This is a genomic window from Rubrivirga sp., from assembly GCF_965213695.1.
Taxonomy (GTDB): domain Bacteria; phylum Bacteroidota; class Rhodothermia; order Rhodothermales; family Rubricoccaceae; genus Rubrivirga.
On record NZ_OZ243912.1, the window covers coordinates 3,679,140 to 3,691,699 of the forward strand.

Consider the following 12,560-nt stretch of genomic DNA (forward strand, 5'->3'; position numbering starts at 1 on the left):
GGGCCGAGACACGCATGTGTCAGGGGTGTGCGGGTCCACCCCTCAGGAGATTCCGGCCCCTCTCCAGGAAACTCCTGACCGTGCCCGGGGACATCCTCCTACCCCTCGCTCCGGCCCTCCCGGACCGGGCCCCGACCGACGGCCCGGTGCTCGCGGCGGAGCGTCGTTCCGTCCGCCTCCAGCGCCGCCGCCCCGTGCCGCACGATGGCCACGAACCGGACGCCGTACTTGACGATGGAGTACGCCATGACGGCCGCCGTCAGCCCGACGAGCGCTTCCATGATCGCGGGCGGCGCCTTGAGGAGCGCCGCCGCGACGGTCACCGCGAGCGCCGTCACGGCCACCTTCCCGCTCCACAGCGACGACGTGAACCGGCCCAACCGCCGCGACTGGACTAGCCCGCCAGTTGCCAGCAGCACGTCGCGCGCGATGGCGAGCGCGACGAACCACAGCGGGAGCGACGGGCCGGCCTCGGCGGGGCGCAGCAGCAGCGCCAGCGTCACGGCCGCCGCCGCCAGCTTGTCGGCCGTCGCGTCGAGCACCTTCCCCCACTCGCTGACGGTGTCGCTCCAGCGCGCCACGCGCCCGTCGAACCAGTCGGTCGCGATGGCCAGCCCGATCAGGGCGAACGTCAAGCCGAGCGCCCCCCCGCTGTAGACGAGCGCGGCGATGGGCACCACCAGGACCGCCCGCGACAGGCTCAGCAGGTTGGCCGCCGTCCAGAACGCGCCCATCGGGGGCAGGCCGGGGGGTCGGGCGGGCGGCGTCGGCATGGGCGGGGGGCGGCCTCGGGCCGGACGCGGAAGATAGCCGAGAGGCCGATCTTGCCCGCCCACCTCCACGGCCCCATGCTCGCGGTCCTCGTCGTCGCCTTCGTCGTCCAGTGCGCCGGGTGGGCCTGGGTGGGCGCCGGGCTCCGGCGCGTCCGCGAGGCGGCCCCGCTCGACGGCCCCGCCGGCGCGCCCGTGCCGATCAGCGTCGTGGTCGCGGCGCACGACGAGGCCGAGCGGCTGCCGGGCCTGCTCGACGCGCTCGCCGCCCAGACGCACCGGCCGTTCGAGGTCGTCGTCGTCGACGACCGCTCGACCGACGCGACCGCGCAGCGGGTGACGTGGCGGGCGCAGGACTTCCCCGTCCCGCTCCGCCTGGTGACGGTCGCGCTCGGAGCGCCCGAGGCGGCCGGGCTCCCCCCCAAAAAGCACGCGCTCGAACGCGGTGCTGAGGCCGCCGCCCACGCCCGCCTCGCCTTCACCGACGCCGACGGCCGGCCCGGTCCGGACTGGCTGGCGACACTCGCGCGCGCCGCCGTGGCCACGACGGACGACGCGGGGACGACGGGCGACGGCCGGCAGACCACGGAGGACCTGGCGCTGATGCCACAGGCGACGTCCCCTCTCCCCCCGGGAGAGGGACAGGGTGAGGGGCCGAATCTCCTCCCGGTTCCTGAGACAGTTGGCTTCGACCCCCCACCCGTCGACGACGGCGCCGTGCTCGTCGGCTACGGGCCGATGGAGCGTGAGGACGGGTGGCTGAATCGGTTCGCGCGGTACGAGACGGTCCAGACGGCGGCGCTCGCGGCGGCCGGCGTCGGGTGGGGACGCCCGTGGCACGCCGTGGGCCGGAACCTGTCGTACCCGGCGGCGCTGCTCGGCCGGCTCGGCGGCTTCGCGCACTCGGCCGGTTCGCTCTCGGGCGACGACGACTTGCTCGTGCAGGAGGTCGCCCGGACGGGCGCGGCGCCGGTCCGCTACGTGGTCGACGCCCGGGGGGCCGTCCCCTCCCCTGCCCAGCCGACCGCGCGCGCGTTCTGGCGGCAGAAGCGGCGGCACGCGAGCGCCGGGAGCCACTACCCGGCCGGCGTCCTCGTCGCGCTCGGCCTGTTCCACACGTCGAACCTGGCGCTGTGGGTCGGCGCCCCGATGCTGCACGCCGCGACCGGCGTCCCGCTCGGGTGGGGGCTGCTGGCGGGCAAGCTGCTGCTCCAGCGGGGCGTGCTCGGCGACGCGCTCGACGGGCTGGGCGACGAGCCTGACCTCCGCCTGTGGCAGCCCGCCTTGGACGCGCTCTCGGCCGGCTACCACGCCGTCCTGGCGGTCCTCGGCGTCCTGCCCGCTCCCCGGCGTTGGTAGCTCATCGCCTCCAGGCCAGCATCTGGACGACGGCCGCGTCGCCGTCGTGGTACGGCCCCTCCACCACGGACCGCTCGACCTCGCGAAGGATCTCGGCGTCGAGCCCGGCCAACTCCTCCGCCAGCCCGTCGGCCGTCATCGTGATGTCGACGGCGTCGGGGCCGGGGCCGCCGGTGTCACGCGTCGTTTGCTCGGGCGTGTACGCCTCCAGCACGAACGCGCCGCCCGGCCGGAGCGCCGCGACGACGCGCCGGTGGAGCTGGCGACGCACGTCAGCGGGCGTGTGAGCGAAGACGGAGACCACGGCGTCCCACGCGGCCTCACCCAGGTCGTAGTCCGCGAGGTCAGCCGCGACCGTCTCGATCTCGACGCCGCGCTCGGCCGCGAACGTGCGTGCCCGCCCCAGCCCCGTCGCCGACTGGTCGACGGCGGTGACACGGTGGCCGCGCTCGGCCAGGAACACGGCGTTCCGACCCTGGCCCTCGGCGAGGCAGAGCACGCGCGACCGGGGCGCCAGCCGGTCGGCGACCGACGCGAGGAAGTCGTTGGGCGCGTCGCCGTAGGCGAGGGCGTCCTCGGCGTAGCGGGCGTCCCAGAAGTCGGGCGGCGGTCCGGGCATCGGTCGGGCGGCGAGAGCCAAACCGACGCCGCGCTCGGTGCCGGCCTTACCCGGCGGCTCCGACGCCAGACGGCGCCCCGAGCCTGAGCCCGGGGCGCCGCCCGTCCGTGCCGTCGGACTCGCTAGCGGACGACCGTGATCCGCTCGGCGAACGTGCCCGTCCCGGTCGTCATGCGGACGACGTAGACGCCGGCCGGGAGGCCCGCGGCGTCGAACGTGACCTCCTGGACGCCGGCCTCGGCCGGGCCGTCGAGGAGTCGGGCCACCTCGCGCCCGAGCGCGTCGAACACGGCGACCGTCACGTCGCCGGCCTCCGCCAGCTCGAAGCCGACCGTCGCGCGGTCCCGAGCCGGGTTCGGCGCCGGGGCCAAGAGCGCGTCGGCCGCCGGGGCGGCTTCCAGGCTCGCGCCGACCGCCGGCGCCAGGACCGACGACGAGGCCTGGTTCGAGAGGAGCACGAGTTGGCCGCCCTGGACCAGGTCGCCGTCGACGATCGGCCCGTCGATGGCGTCGTGGGCCTGGACGTCGGCGAGCAGGAGCGTCTCGCCGGGCCGCGTCTTGAACAGCGACGTCACGTCCAAGACGCCCGACGTCTCGCGGACGCCGCGCTCGTTCGGCTGCGGCTCGTTCTCACGCTGGCCGTCCGGGACGGCGTCGATGTCGATCTGGGCGATCCGGACCAGGTCGGAGGCCGTGAACACGGTCGGGGACGTCGGGTCGAGCCGCCAGATCGAGGCCTCCTCGCCGCTCGTGCCGCCGAAGAGCGAGCTGGGGCTCGTCGAGCGGTCCTCCTGGACGTAGATGAACCCGTCGTCGGCCCAGTCGAGGTTGTCCGGGCTGCGGAGGCCGAAGTCGGGGTCCGGGTACGCCCCGTCGCCAGCGTCGTCGCCGTCGTAGAGGACGGTGAGCTCGGCCGTGATCTGGGCCGTCAGGTTGACCTGGCCGTCGACGACGAGGTCGGTCCCGAAGTCGACGTCGACGAGGTACGTCGTGCCCCAGTTGTCGGCGGGGAACAGGCCCCCGCGGCCCGTCGACGCCAGGACGGCCTGGGACCCGTCGGCCGGGTTCGTCGAGACGTCCTCCGGGCGTGAGAACCGGAAGGCCCCGCGCGCGGCGGCGAGGGCGTCTTGGGTGTCCTGGTCGGCGAAGCCCTGGGCGTCGTAGCCCGGCGCCCCGGCCTTGAGCGGGTCGTAGTGGCGGATCGGGATAAACTGGCCCGGCCGGACCGTGCCCGTCCCGTTCCACTCGTCCGGCGTCGTCTCGCCCGAGTCGGCGACCCAGACGAAGAGCGTGCCGCCGGCCAGCCCGTTCCGCTCGAGGAACCCGCCGGTCGGGTCCTTCACCCCGACGTAGAGCAAGAGCGGGGCCCCGCCGCGGTCGTCGCCGATCAAGACGGCGACGGTGTTGAGCTCCCGGGTGTCGAGGAGCGTCACGCTCTCCCAAGCCGCGCGGCCGAGCCACGGGGCCGTGTAGAGGATCCGGTCGTGGATGTCGAGCGCGAACTCCTGCCCACCCCCGGTCTCCTCGCCGGTGAAGAAGATGTCGTCGACGATGCCGTACTCGCCGGCCGTGAACAGGTTGGCCGAGCACAGCCGGTCGAGCCCGGCCAGCGGGTCGGTCCCCTCGTTGATCTGGGTCGCGCTCGTCACGACGGCGCCGTAGCGGTCGACGATGGTCCGGTACGCGAGGCTGCTCCGGACGAGGCTCCGGCTGACCCGGTTGATGTCGAAGAAGCTCACGCGGGCGCCGGTCAGCTGCGTCCCGTTGGCCAACCGGTACTGGTACCCGGAGTCGTCGTTGAGCTCGTGGTTGACGAACACGCGGACGATCCGGCCGTTGAGCGCGAACGCGCCGGTCCCGTCGGGGATGCCCGGCGGGACGTAGGACCGGACGGCCTCGCCGACCGTCCAGATCGGCTCGACGGTCCAGCCGCCGAGGCCGACGACCTGCGGGTCTTCGGTGGAGTTCTGGCCGTCGCCGATCGTCGTCTGGGCGACCGCCGGGCCGGCTACGACGACGAGCCCAACGAGGGCCGCCGCCATGCGGGGGAGCAGAAAGAGCATGAGAGTGGGGGAAGGAGAGAGGGTGGCGTGCGGAGGCGTTCCGGCACGTCGCGGGGCACACCTCTGTGCCCCACCATCCGAGCCTATCCAGCGCCCGTTACCCCCTCGTGTCCGCCCCGTTACCTCCCCGTGTCCGTGTCGTTACGGGACTGTAAGCGCTCCTGCAACGCCCCGGCGCGGCCCGGCTCCGGGGCCGCGGGCCGGAGTCTCGCCGAGCCCAGGCCCTCAGCCGAACTGGCCCGTGACGTACTCCCGCGTCCGGTCCTGCTCCGGCGTCACGAACACGCGCTCGGTCGGGCCGACCTCGACCAGGCGGCCGGCGTCGAGGAACGCCGTCCGGTCGCTCACGCGCCGCGCCTGCTGCATGTTGTGGGTCACGATGACGACCGTGTACGTGTCGGCAAGCTGGCGGACGGTCTCCTCGATGAGCGCCGACGCGCGGGGGTCGAGCGCGCTCGTCGGCTCGTCCATCAGGATCACCTCGGGCTCGACGGCCAGCGTCCGCGCGATGCACAGCCGCTGCTGCTGGCCGCCCGACAGGCCGTAGGCCGAGTCGTGGAGCCGGTCCCGGACCTCGCCGAAGAGGGCGGCCCGGGTCAGGGCCTCCTCGACCCGGTCGTCCATGTCGCCGTCGAGCCCGTTGATCCGGGCGCCCCAGGCCACGTTCTCGTAGATCGACTTGGGGAATGGGTTCGGCGCCTGGAACACCATCCCGATCCGGCGCCGGACCAGGACCGGGTCGGCCCGGCCGTAGACCGACTGGCCGTCGAGCCGGACGTCGCCCTCGGTCCGCGTGCCCGGCGTGAGCTCGTGGATCCGGTTCATGGCCCGGAGGAGCGTGCTCTTGCCCGAGCCGCTCGCGCCGATCAGCGCCAGGACCGACCGCTCGGCCACGTCGATCGTGACGCCGTGGACGGCCTGCGTCGCGCCGTACCAGACCGAGAGGTCGCGGACGGCCAGCTTGGTGGCCCCGACGTCGGGGTCGGCCGGCGGGGTGTACGGGGGGTGCCCCTCGGAGGGGACCGCGACGTCGAGGGAGGGGGCGGAGGAGTCGGGCATGGGGGGAGGGGTTACGAGGTCCGCCGCTCGGCGCGGTCGCGGAGCCAGATGGCGAGCCCGTTCATGAGCAGCAAGACGGCGAGCAGGACCAGGATGCCGGCCGCGGCCAGCCCGCGGAACTCGTCCTGGGGCCGCGAGGCCCAGTTGTAGATCTGGACCGGGAGCGCGCTGAAGGCGTCGAGCGGCGTCGCCGGGAGGAACGCCAGGAACGTCGCCGCGCCGACGACCAGGATCGGGGCCGTCTCGCCGATGGCCCGGCTCAGCGCCAGGATTACGCCCGTCAGCGCGCCCGGGGCCGCCAGCGGCAGCAGGTGCGCCCGGACCACCTGCCACCGCGTCGCGCCGAGCGCGTAGGCGCTCTCCCTCACGCCGCGCGGGATGGCCCGGAGCGCCTCCTGCGTCGCGATCACGATGACGGGCAACACCAGGAGCGCGAGTGTGATCCCGCCCGAGAGGAAGCTCGCCCCGAACCCGAGCACGCGGACGAAGACGGCCAGCCCGAGCACGCCGTAGATCACGCTCGGCACGCCGGCCAGGTTCGCGATGTTGAGCGTCACCAACCGGAGGAACGGCCCGGGCGCCGCGTACTCCTCGAGGTAGATGGCCGCGCCGACGCCGACGGGCACGGCGACGGCGGCCGTGACCAGCATGAGCCAGAACGTCCCGACGAGCGCCGCCTTGAGCCCGGCCCGCTCGGCGATCCGCGACGGGTACTCGGTCAGGAGGTCGGCGCTCAGCCACGGGACGCCCTCGACGAGGACCTGCCCCAGCAACACCGCCAGCGCGACCAACCCGAACAGCGTCGCCCCGAGCGACAGCGTGCGCAGCACGCGCCCGCGGCGGCGGCGGCGGGCGAGCCCGGCCGGGATGTCGGTGAGGTCGAGGGCGGGCGTGGGCATGGCTCAGGCGCGCTCGGCAAACCGGCGGACGATCCGCTGGGCCCCGACGTTCATCGCCAGCGTGACGACGAACAGGAGGAGGCCCACGGCGAACAGGCTCTGAAACACGGCCGAGCCCTGGGCCGCGTCACCGAGGGTCGCGTTGACGATGAACGCCGTCATCGTCAGGATGCTCTCGCGCGGGTCGAGCGTGAGGGCGGGCGTGGCTCCGGCCGCCAGCACCACGATCATCGTCTCGCCGATGGCCCGGCTGAGGGCCAGGATGAACGAGGCGACGATCCCGCTCAGCGCCGCCGGGACGGTCACGCTCCACACGACCTCGCCTTCGGTCGCCCCCAGCGCGTAGGCGCCCTCGCCCAGCCGCCGCGGCACCGACCGGAGCGCGTCCTCGGACAGCGACGCCACCAGCGGCAGGATCATCACGCCGACGACGAGCCCGGCCGAGAGCGCGTTGTACACGCCCAGCCCGGGGACGACCGTCTGGAGCACGGGCGTCACGAACGTCAGCGCGAAGTAGCCGTAGACGACCGTCGGGATCCCAGCCAGCAGCTCGAGCGCGGGCTTCACCACGCGCCGCACGCGGGCCGTGGCGAACTGGCTGACGTAGACGGCGGCCAGCAGCCCCAGCGGCAGCGCCACGACGGCCGCGAGCGCCGTCACCAAGAGCGTCCCCGCCACGAGCGGCCACACGCCGAACTGGCCGTCGACGAAGAGCGGCGTCCACTCGGTCGCGCCGAAAAACTCGGCGGGCGACACGTTGCCGAAGAACCCGACCGTCTCCCAGCTCAGCACGGCCACGATGCCCAGCGTCGTGGCGACGGTGACGAGCGCGCACGCTGCCAAGACCGCGTGGACGGCCCGCTCGGTGGGGCTCCGCGAGACGGCGCCCTCAAGGTCGTTCGAGGGGGCGCCTGGGGGGACGGGCTCGGCACCGCGCTGGAGGGCGAGGTCGCTCATGGGGCCGCGGGGTCGGGCGCGCTCCGCAAGACGGCATCGACGCGCGCGCCGATCCGGCCGGCGAACGCGCTCCCCGTCGTCCGGGCGGCGTAGCGCTCGGCGGCCAGCCGGTAGCCGGCGTCCGAGAGCGGGACGGCCCCGACCTCGCGCGCGAGCGGGGCCGCCGACGCCAGGAAAAAGCGGACGTAGGCGTCGAGCGCCGGGTTCGCGTCGGCCCGGGCGGCGTTGACGTAGACGAACTCGACGCGGGCCAGCGGAGCGTAGGTCCCGCTCTGGACGGTCTCGGCCGACGGCCGGACGCACCCGCTGCCGCTGTCGACGCCGAGCACCTTGAGCCGGTCCGCGTTCTCCTCGACGTAGGCCAGCCCGAAGTACGCCAGCGCGCCAGCGTCGCCGGCGACGCCCTGGACGAGGGTGTTGTCGTTCTCGCTCGCCGTGTAGTCGGTCCGGCTCGCGCCCTCCTCACCGTTGACGGCCGCCGTGAAGTAGTCGTAGGTGCCCGAGTCGGTGCCCGGCCCGTAGAGCACGACCGGGACGTCGGGGAACCCGGGCCGGACATCGGCCCACGAGTCGACGCGCGAGTCGGGCTCCCAGATCGCCCGCAGCTCGGCGAGCGTCAGGCAGTCGACCCAGTCCGTCTCGGGGTGGGCCACGACGGCGATCCCGTCGTAGGCCACCGGGACCTCGACGAACGGGATCCCGGCCGCGTCCAAGCGGGCGGCCTCGTCGGGCTCGACGGCCCGGCTCGCGTTTGAGGCGTCGGTCTCGCCCCGGGCGAACTTGGCGAACCCGCCGCCCGTCCCGCTCGCGCCGACGGTGACCCGGACGCCGGGGTGGTCGCGCATGAACTCCTCGGCGACGGCCTCGCTCAGCGGGAACACGGTCGAGGACCCGTCCACGCGGACGGCGCCGGACAGGCCGGTCGGGTCGGCCTCCTCGCAGCCGGCGCAGCCGGTGAGGGCCGCGAGCAGGAGCAAGAGCGGGAAGGCGCGCATCCGGCTTGGACCGCACGGCGGGCCCGGCGGTCCGCCGTTGGCTTTACGGTTGCGTAAAGCCGGGGCTGGGGCCCGACGCAACAGTCCGGTAAAAGAGCGGTCATCGGGGCGTCACGGCGGACCGCTAGCGTGGTTTCTCCCCCCTCTCTTCCGATGCGCCTCTCTACGATCGTCGCCCTCGCCGTGGGGCTCGCCGCGCCCGCGGGAGCCCAGGACCTCCGCCAGGGCCCGCCCCTCAACGTCACCGTCCGCAGCTACGACGCGCCCCGCCGGGCCGACGCCGGCACGGACCAGCTCTTTTTCGACCCCGCGCTCCGGCCGTTCTACCACGGCGTCGCCTCGGGCGACCCGACGCCGGACGGCGTGGTGCTCTGGACGCGCGTGACGCCGCCGACCGACACCGAGCTGGGCGTCCGCTGGCGCGTCGCGACGGACCTGGACCTGGGCGACGTCGTCGCCAGCGGGACGGCCCGGACGGACCGGCTGCTCGACTACACCGTCCGCGTGACCGTGACCGGGCTCGACGCCGGTACGACGTACTACTACGGGTTCCAGGCGCTCGGCGCCAACTCGATCACCGGTCGCACGCGGACGGCCCCAACCGAGGCCGTCGACCAGCTCCGGTTCGCCGTCACGTCGTGCTCGAACTACCAGCAGGGCTACTTCGTGGCCTACCGCGGGATCGCCGCCCGCGCCGACCTCGACGCCGTCCTCCACCTCGGCGACTACTTCTACGAGTACGGCGCCGGCACCTACGGCGACGCGGCGCTCGTCGACGCCGACCGCGCCCACACGCCGCTCTCGGAGACCGTCACGTTGGCGGACTACCGGCTCCGCCACTCGCTCTACAAGCTCGACCCGGACCTCCGCGCGGCGCACCAGCAGCACCCCTGGATCACGGTCTGGGACGACCACGAGTCGGCCAACGACAGCTGGGAGGACGGGGCTGAAAACCACAACGAGTTCCTGGGCGTCGACCCCGCCACCGACGACAGCCTGTTCGCCGCCGAGGGCACGTGGGAGGACCGCCGGACCGACGCCGCCCAGGCCTACTTCGAGTGGCTCCCGCTCCGCCGGACCGGCGTCGACGGCGACTCGGACCGGATCTACCGCCGGCTGAGCTACGGCCCGCTCGCCGAGGTCACCATGATCGACACCCGGCTCGAGGGCCGCGACCGCCAGCTCGCGTCCAAGACCGACGCCGCTGCCGGGACCGTCGAGGTGGACACGACCCGGTGGCTCGACCCGGACCGGACGTTGTTAGGCGAGGCCCAGCGCGAGTGGCTTCTGGACGGCCTGGCAAGCTCGACGGCCCAGTGGAAGGTGATCGGCAACCAGGTCATGATGACCCAGCTCGCCTTCAACCCGTTCGCCGCCGGCGCGAACGCGCCGTTCACCAACCTCGACGCCTGGGACGGCTACCCCGCCGAGCGCGAGCGCGTGCTGACGGCGATCCGCGACGGCGGCGTCGACAACGTGGTCGTGACGACGGGCGACATCCACACGACGTGGGCCTCGGACCTGCCCGTCCGGCCGTTCGGTGGCTACGACCCGGCGAGCGGCGCCGGCTCGGTCGCCGTCGAGTTCGTGACGCCGAGCGTGAGCGCGGCCAACCTCAACGAGAACCTCGGCATCCCGCCCGAGGCCGTCCCGGAGGACGTCCCGACCCAGGCCGAGCAGGGCTTGGCGGCGGCCTACCCCCAGCTCAAGACCGTCGAGCTCGACGAGCACGGCTACCTAGTCCTCGACCTGACCGGCGCCCGGGCCCAGGCCGACTGGTTCTACGTCAACGACATCCGGCAGCGCGACTCGGACGAGCGGTTCAGCCGGGCGTTCTTCACGGCCTCAGGCGAGAACCACCTCCAGGCCGCCAGTGGCCCGGCGCCGAACAAGGCCGACGCGCCGGCGCTCGCGCCCGCGGCCCCGCCGCCGTTCGTCGTCGCCGACGAGGACGGGCCCTCGGCGGAGCAGGCGTTGCTGGTCGTCGGGGCGTACCCGAACCCGGCGTCGGGCCGGGCGCACCTGGCGTACGTCCTCAACGAGACCCGGACGGTCCGGGCCGTCCTGTTCGACGCGGCCGGCCGCGAGGTGGCCGTGTTGCACGACGGGGTCCAGCCGGCCGGCGCCTACGCGCTCGACTTCGAGACGGCGACGCTCGCGGCCGGCGTCTACCTCGTCCGGATCTCCGACGGCGCCTCGGTCGCCACCCGCGCGGTCACCGTCGCCCGCTAGCGCCGCGCCCGCTGACAGAGCGCGCCCGCCGGTCTGGGCCGGCGGGCGCGCACGCGGCGTCCCGTGGGAGGCGGACGCTAGCGGAACCGATGGACCCCTTCAGGCCGCCGCGCTCAGCTCGAACACCTCCGACACGACGCCCTCCCCGGTGACCCGGGGCCCCTCCGTCAGTCGGAACCCCACCCCTGGCTGGAGGCGCTCGTGGGGAGCCTCGTCCATCAGGAAGTGGACGAGGACGGTCTCTTCGGCTCGGGCCTCCTCCCGGCTCCGGTGGACCACGAGCGTCCACGGCGCCGCGTCCTCGTCCCCCCCGATCACGGCCGGGCTCATGTACTGCAACGCGGTGACGGGTCGGCGGCGTCCCCCGGCGCTCTCGTCGAGCCAGCGGACCTTCGCGATGGCGTGTTTCATGTCAGCGGTAGGAAGCGGACGGTGCAGGCACCGACGTCGCTCGCCGGAGCGAACCGGGCGGCGCCGACGCCGTCGAGCATTGGCCAGCGATAGAACGTCGCGGCAACGTCCAACGGCACGTCGGCCCCGATGACGCGGTAGCCGTCTGGATGATGGTGCCCGGCCGTCCGGCGACCGAACGCATCGGCCACGTCGAAGGTCTCCCAGAAGGACTTCCTGTCCGCCCCGCCGAGCGGCCGGAACTAGCCGTGGCGATCGAGATCGGCGTACTCGACGAGCGAGACCGTCCGGTAGAGGCGAATCAGCGACGCCACGCTACCCCTTGACGGCGCCGAGCGTCAGGCCCGAGATGAGGTAGCGGCTCAGCACCAGGAACAGCGCGATGACCGGGATCGAGACCAGGAGCGAGCCGGCCGCGTAGAGCCCCCACTGGGTCGAGATCGAGCCCTGGAACAGCTTGAGCCCGACGGGCATCGTGAACATCTCGGCGTCTTGCAAGACGACGGCCGCCACGACGTACTCGTTCCACGCGCTCATGAACGAGAACAGCGCCGTGATCACCAAGGCCGGCGCCGCGAGCGGCAGGATCACTTTGTAGAACGCCTGCCACGGCGTGGCCCCGTCGATCCGTGCGGCCTCCTCCAGGCTGGCCGGGATCGTATCGTAGTACCCCTTCATCTGCCACACGCAAAACGGCAGCGCCGTCGCCGAGTAGATGATGACGATGCCGACGTACGAGTTGATGAGCCCCAGCTCGATGAGCACGATGTAGAGCGGGAGCAGCAGCATCGTCGCGGGGAACATCTGGGTGACCAGGATGCCGCTCAGCGCCGCCTTCCGCCCCGTGAAGCGGTGCCGAGACAGCGCGTACCCCGCCGTCGACGCCAGCGCGACGCCGGTGATGGTGACCACGAGCGCCACCAGCAGGCTGTTGCCGAGCCAGCGCAGGAACGGCGTCTCGGTCAGAAGGACCCGGTAGTTGTCCAGCGTCGCCCCGTCCGGAATCAGCGCGAGCGACCGCGACAGCAGCTGGTCGCTCGGCCGGAGCGAGATCGTCAGGATCCGCGAGATCGGGTAGACCGCGATAAAGACGAACAGGGCCAGCGTGGCGTACGCGCCGAGGCGGGAGAGCAGCTTCATCGAGAGGCGTGAGCGGTGAGCGGTGAGCGGTGAGCGGTGAGCGGTGAGCGGTGAGC

Annotated in this window: 12 protein-coding genes; 2 read left to right on the top strand and 10 right to left on the bottom strand. The window is 73.5% G+C overall.

All coding sequences use genetic code 11. The annotated features are described in order from the left end of the window. Window positions 1-98: 98 nt before the first annotated feature. Window positions 99-773 (bottom strand): CDP-alcohol phosphatidyltransferase family protein, encoded by a 675-nt coding sequence (locus tag ACOOHE_RS16350; protein WP_420455149.1) that lies wholly within the window; start codon window positions 771-773, stop codon window positions 99-101. A gap of 75 nt (window positions 774-848) precedes the next feature. On the opposite strand from ACOOHE_RS16350, the gene ACOOHE_RS16355 reads away from it, so the two are divergent. Next, on the top strand, window positions 849-2,129 hold the full coding sequence (locus tag ACOOHE_RS16355; RefSeq protein WP_420455150.1) for a glycosyltransferase: 1,281 nt from the start codon (window positions 849-851) through the stop codon (window positions 2,127-2,129). 1 nt (window position 2,130) lies between these two features. On the opposite strand, the gene ACOOHE_RS16360 is transcribed toward ACOOHE_RS16355, so the two are convergent. From ACOOHE_RS16360 to ACOOHE_RS16385, 6 genes are all read right to left on the bottom strand, one after another. Continuing rightward, a complete protein-coding gene (locus ACOOHE_RS16360; RefSeq protein ID WP_420455151.1) occupies window positions 2,131-2,748 on the bottom strand; it encodes an SAM-dependent methyltransferase in 618 nt (205 codons plus the stop codon). 122 nt (window positions 2,749-2,870) lie between these two features. Continuing rightward, window positions 2,871-4,811 (bottom strand): T9SS type A sorting domain-containing protein, encoded by a 1,941-nt coding sequence (locus ACOOHE_RS16365; protein WP_420455152.1) that lies wholly within the window; start codon window positions 4,809-4,811, stop codon window positions 2,871-2,873. Between the two features lie 225 nt (window positions 4,812-5,036). Beyond that, a complete protein-coding gene (gene pstB, locus ACOOHE_RS16370; RefSeq protein ID WP_420455153.1) occupies window positions 5,037-5,870 on the bottom strand; it encodes a phosphate ABC transporter ATP-binding protein PstB in 834 nt (277 codons plus the stop codon). 11 nt (window positions 5,871-5,881) lie between these two features. Beyond that, window positions 5,882-6,769, bottom strand: a complete 888-nt coding sequence (gene pstA, locus ACOOHE_RS16375; RefSeq protein WP_420455154.1) for a phosphate ABC transporter permease PstA — start codon at window positions 6,767-6,769, stop codon at window positions 5,882-5,884. A 3-nt stretch (window positions 6,770-6,772) separates the two neighbouring features. Then, window positions 6,773-7,726 (bottom strand): phosphate ABC transporter permease subunit PstC, encoded by a 954-nt coding sequence (pstC, locus tag ACOOHE_RS16380; protein WP_420455155.1) that lies wholly within the window; start codon window positions 7,724-7,726, stop codon window positions 6,773-6,775. Then, window positions 7,723-8,721 (bottom strand): PstS family phosphate ABC transporter substrate-binding protein, encoded by a 999-nt coding sequence (locus ACOOHE_RS16385; RefSeq protein WP_420455156.1) that lies wholly within the window; start codon window positions 8,719-8,721, stop codon window positions 7,723-7,725. The genes pstC and ACOOHE_RS16385 overlap by 4 nt, the downstream gene beginning before the upstream one ends. A 153-nt stretch (window positions 8,722-8,874) precedes the next feature. Between ACOOHE_RS16385 and ACOOHE_RS16390 the strand changes: the two genes are divergently transcribed. After that, the gene (locus tag ACOOHE_RS16390; RefSeq protein ID WP_420455157.1) at window positions 8,875-10,953 is read left to right on the top strand and encodes an alkaline phosphatase D family protein; all 2,079 of its coding nucleotides are present in this window, start codon (window positions 8,875-8,877) and stop codon (window positions 10,951-10,953) included. Between the two features lie 99 nt (window positions 10,954-11,052). Here the strand turns inward: ACOOHE_RS16390 and ACOOHE_RS16395 are convergent, their stop codons facing one another. The 3 genes from ACOOHE_RS16395 to ACOOHE_RS16405 form a co-directional block, all read right to left on the bottom strand. Beyond that, on the bottom strand, window positions 11,053-11,364 hold the full coding sequence (locus ACOOHE_RS16395; protein WP_420455158.1) for a hypothetical protein: 312 nt from the start codon (window positions 11,362-11,364) through the stop codon (window positions 11,053-11,055). Continuing rightward, on the bottom strand, window positions 11,361-11,555 hold the full coding sequence (locus ACOOHE_RS16400; RefSeq protein WP_420455159.1) for a hypothetical protein: 195 nt from the start codon (window positions 11,553-11,555) through the stop codon (window positions 11,361-11,363). The genes ACOOHE_RS16395 and ACOOHE_RS16400 overlap by 4 nt, the downstream gene beginning before the upstream one ends. 124 nt (window positions 11,556-11,679) lie before the next feature. Beyond that, entirely contained in the window at window positions 11,680-12,504 is an 825-nt protein-coding gene (locus tag ACOOHE_RS16405) for a sugar ABC transporter permease (protein ID WP_420455160.1), read from the bottom strand. Between the last annotated feature and the right edge of the window lie 56 nt (window positions 12,505-12,560).

Excerpts from the sequence above, each read along its gene's own strand:
- ACOOHE_RS16350 (WP_420455149.1), bottom strand. The coding sequence starts at position 773 with ATGCCGACGCCGCCCGCCCGACCCCCCGGCCTGCCCCCGATGGGCGCG.
- ACOOHE_RS16355 (WP_420455150.1), top strand. The coding sequence starts at position 849 with ATGCTCGCGGTCCTCGTCGTCGCCTTCGTCGTCCAGTGCGCCGGGTGG.
- ACOOHE_RS16360 (WP_420455151.1), bottom strand. The coding sequence starts at position 2,748 with ATGCCCGGACCGCCGCCCGACTTCTGGGACGCCCGCTACGCCGAGGAC.
- ACOOHE_RS16365 (WP_420455152.1), bottom strand. The coding sequence starts at position 4,811 with ATGCTCTTTCTGCTCCCCCGCATGGCGGCGGCCCTCGTTGGGCTCGTC.
- pstB (WP_420455153.1), bottom strand. The coding sequence starts at position 5,870 with ATGCCCGACTCCTCCGCCCCCTCCCTCGACGTCGCGGTCCCCTCCGAG.
- pstA (WP_420455154.1), bottom strand. The coding sequence starts at position 6,769 with ATGCCCACGCCCGCCCTCGACCTCACCGACATCCCGGCCGGGCTCGCC.
- pstC (WP_420455155.1), bottom strand. The coding sequence starts at position 7,726 with ATGAGCGACCTCGCCCTCCAGCGCGGTGCCGAGCCCGTCCCCCCAGGC.
- ACOOHE_RS16385 (WP_420455156.1), bottom strand. The coding sequence starts at position 8,721 with ATGCGCGCCTTCCCGCTCTTGCTCCTGCTCGCGGCCCTCACCGGCTGC.
- ACOOHE_RS16390 (WP_420455157.1), top strand. The coding sequence starts at position 8,875 with ATGCGCCTCTCTACGATCGTCGCCCTCGCCGTGGGGCTCGCCGCGCCC.
- ACOOHE_RS16395 (WP_420455158.1), bottom strand. The coding sequence starts at position 11,364 with ATGAAACACGCCATCGCGAAGGTCCGCTGGCTCGACGAGAGCGCCGGG.
- ACOOHE_RS16405 (WP_420455160.1), bottom strand. The coding sequence starts at position 12,504 with ATGAAGCTGCTCTCCCGCCTCGGCGCGTACGCCACGCTGGCCCTGTTC.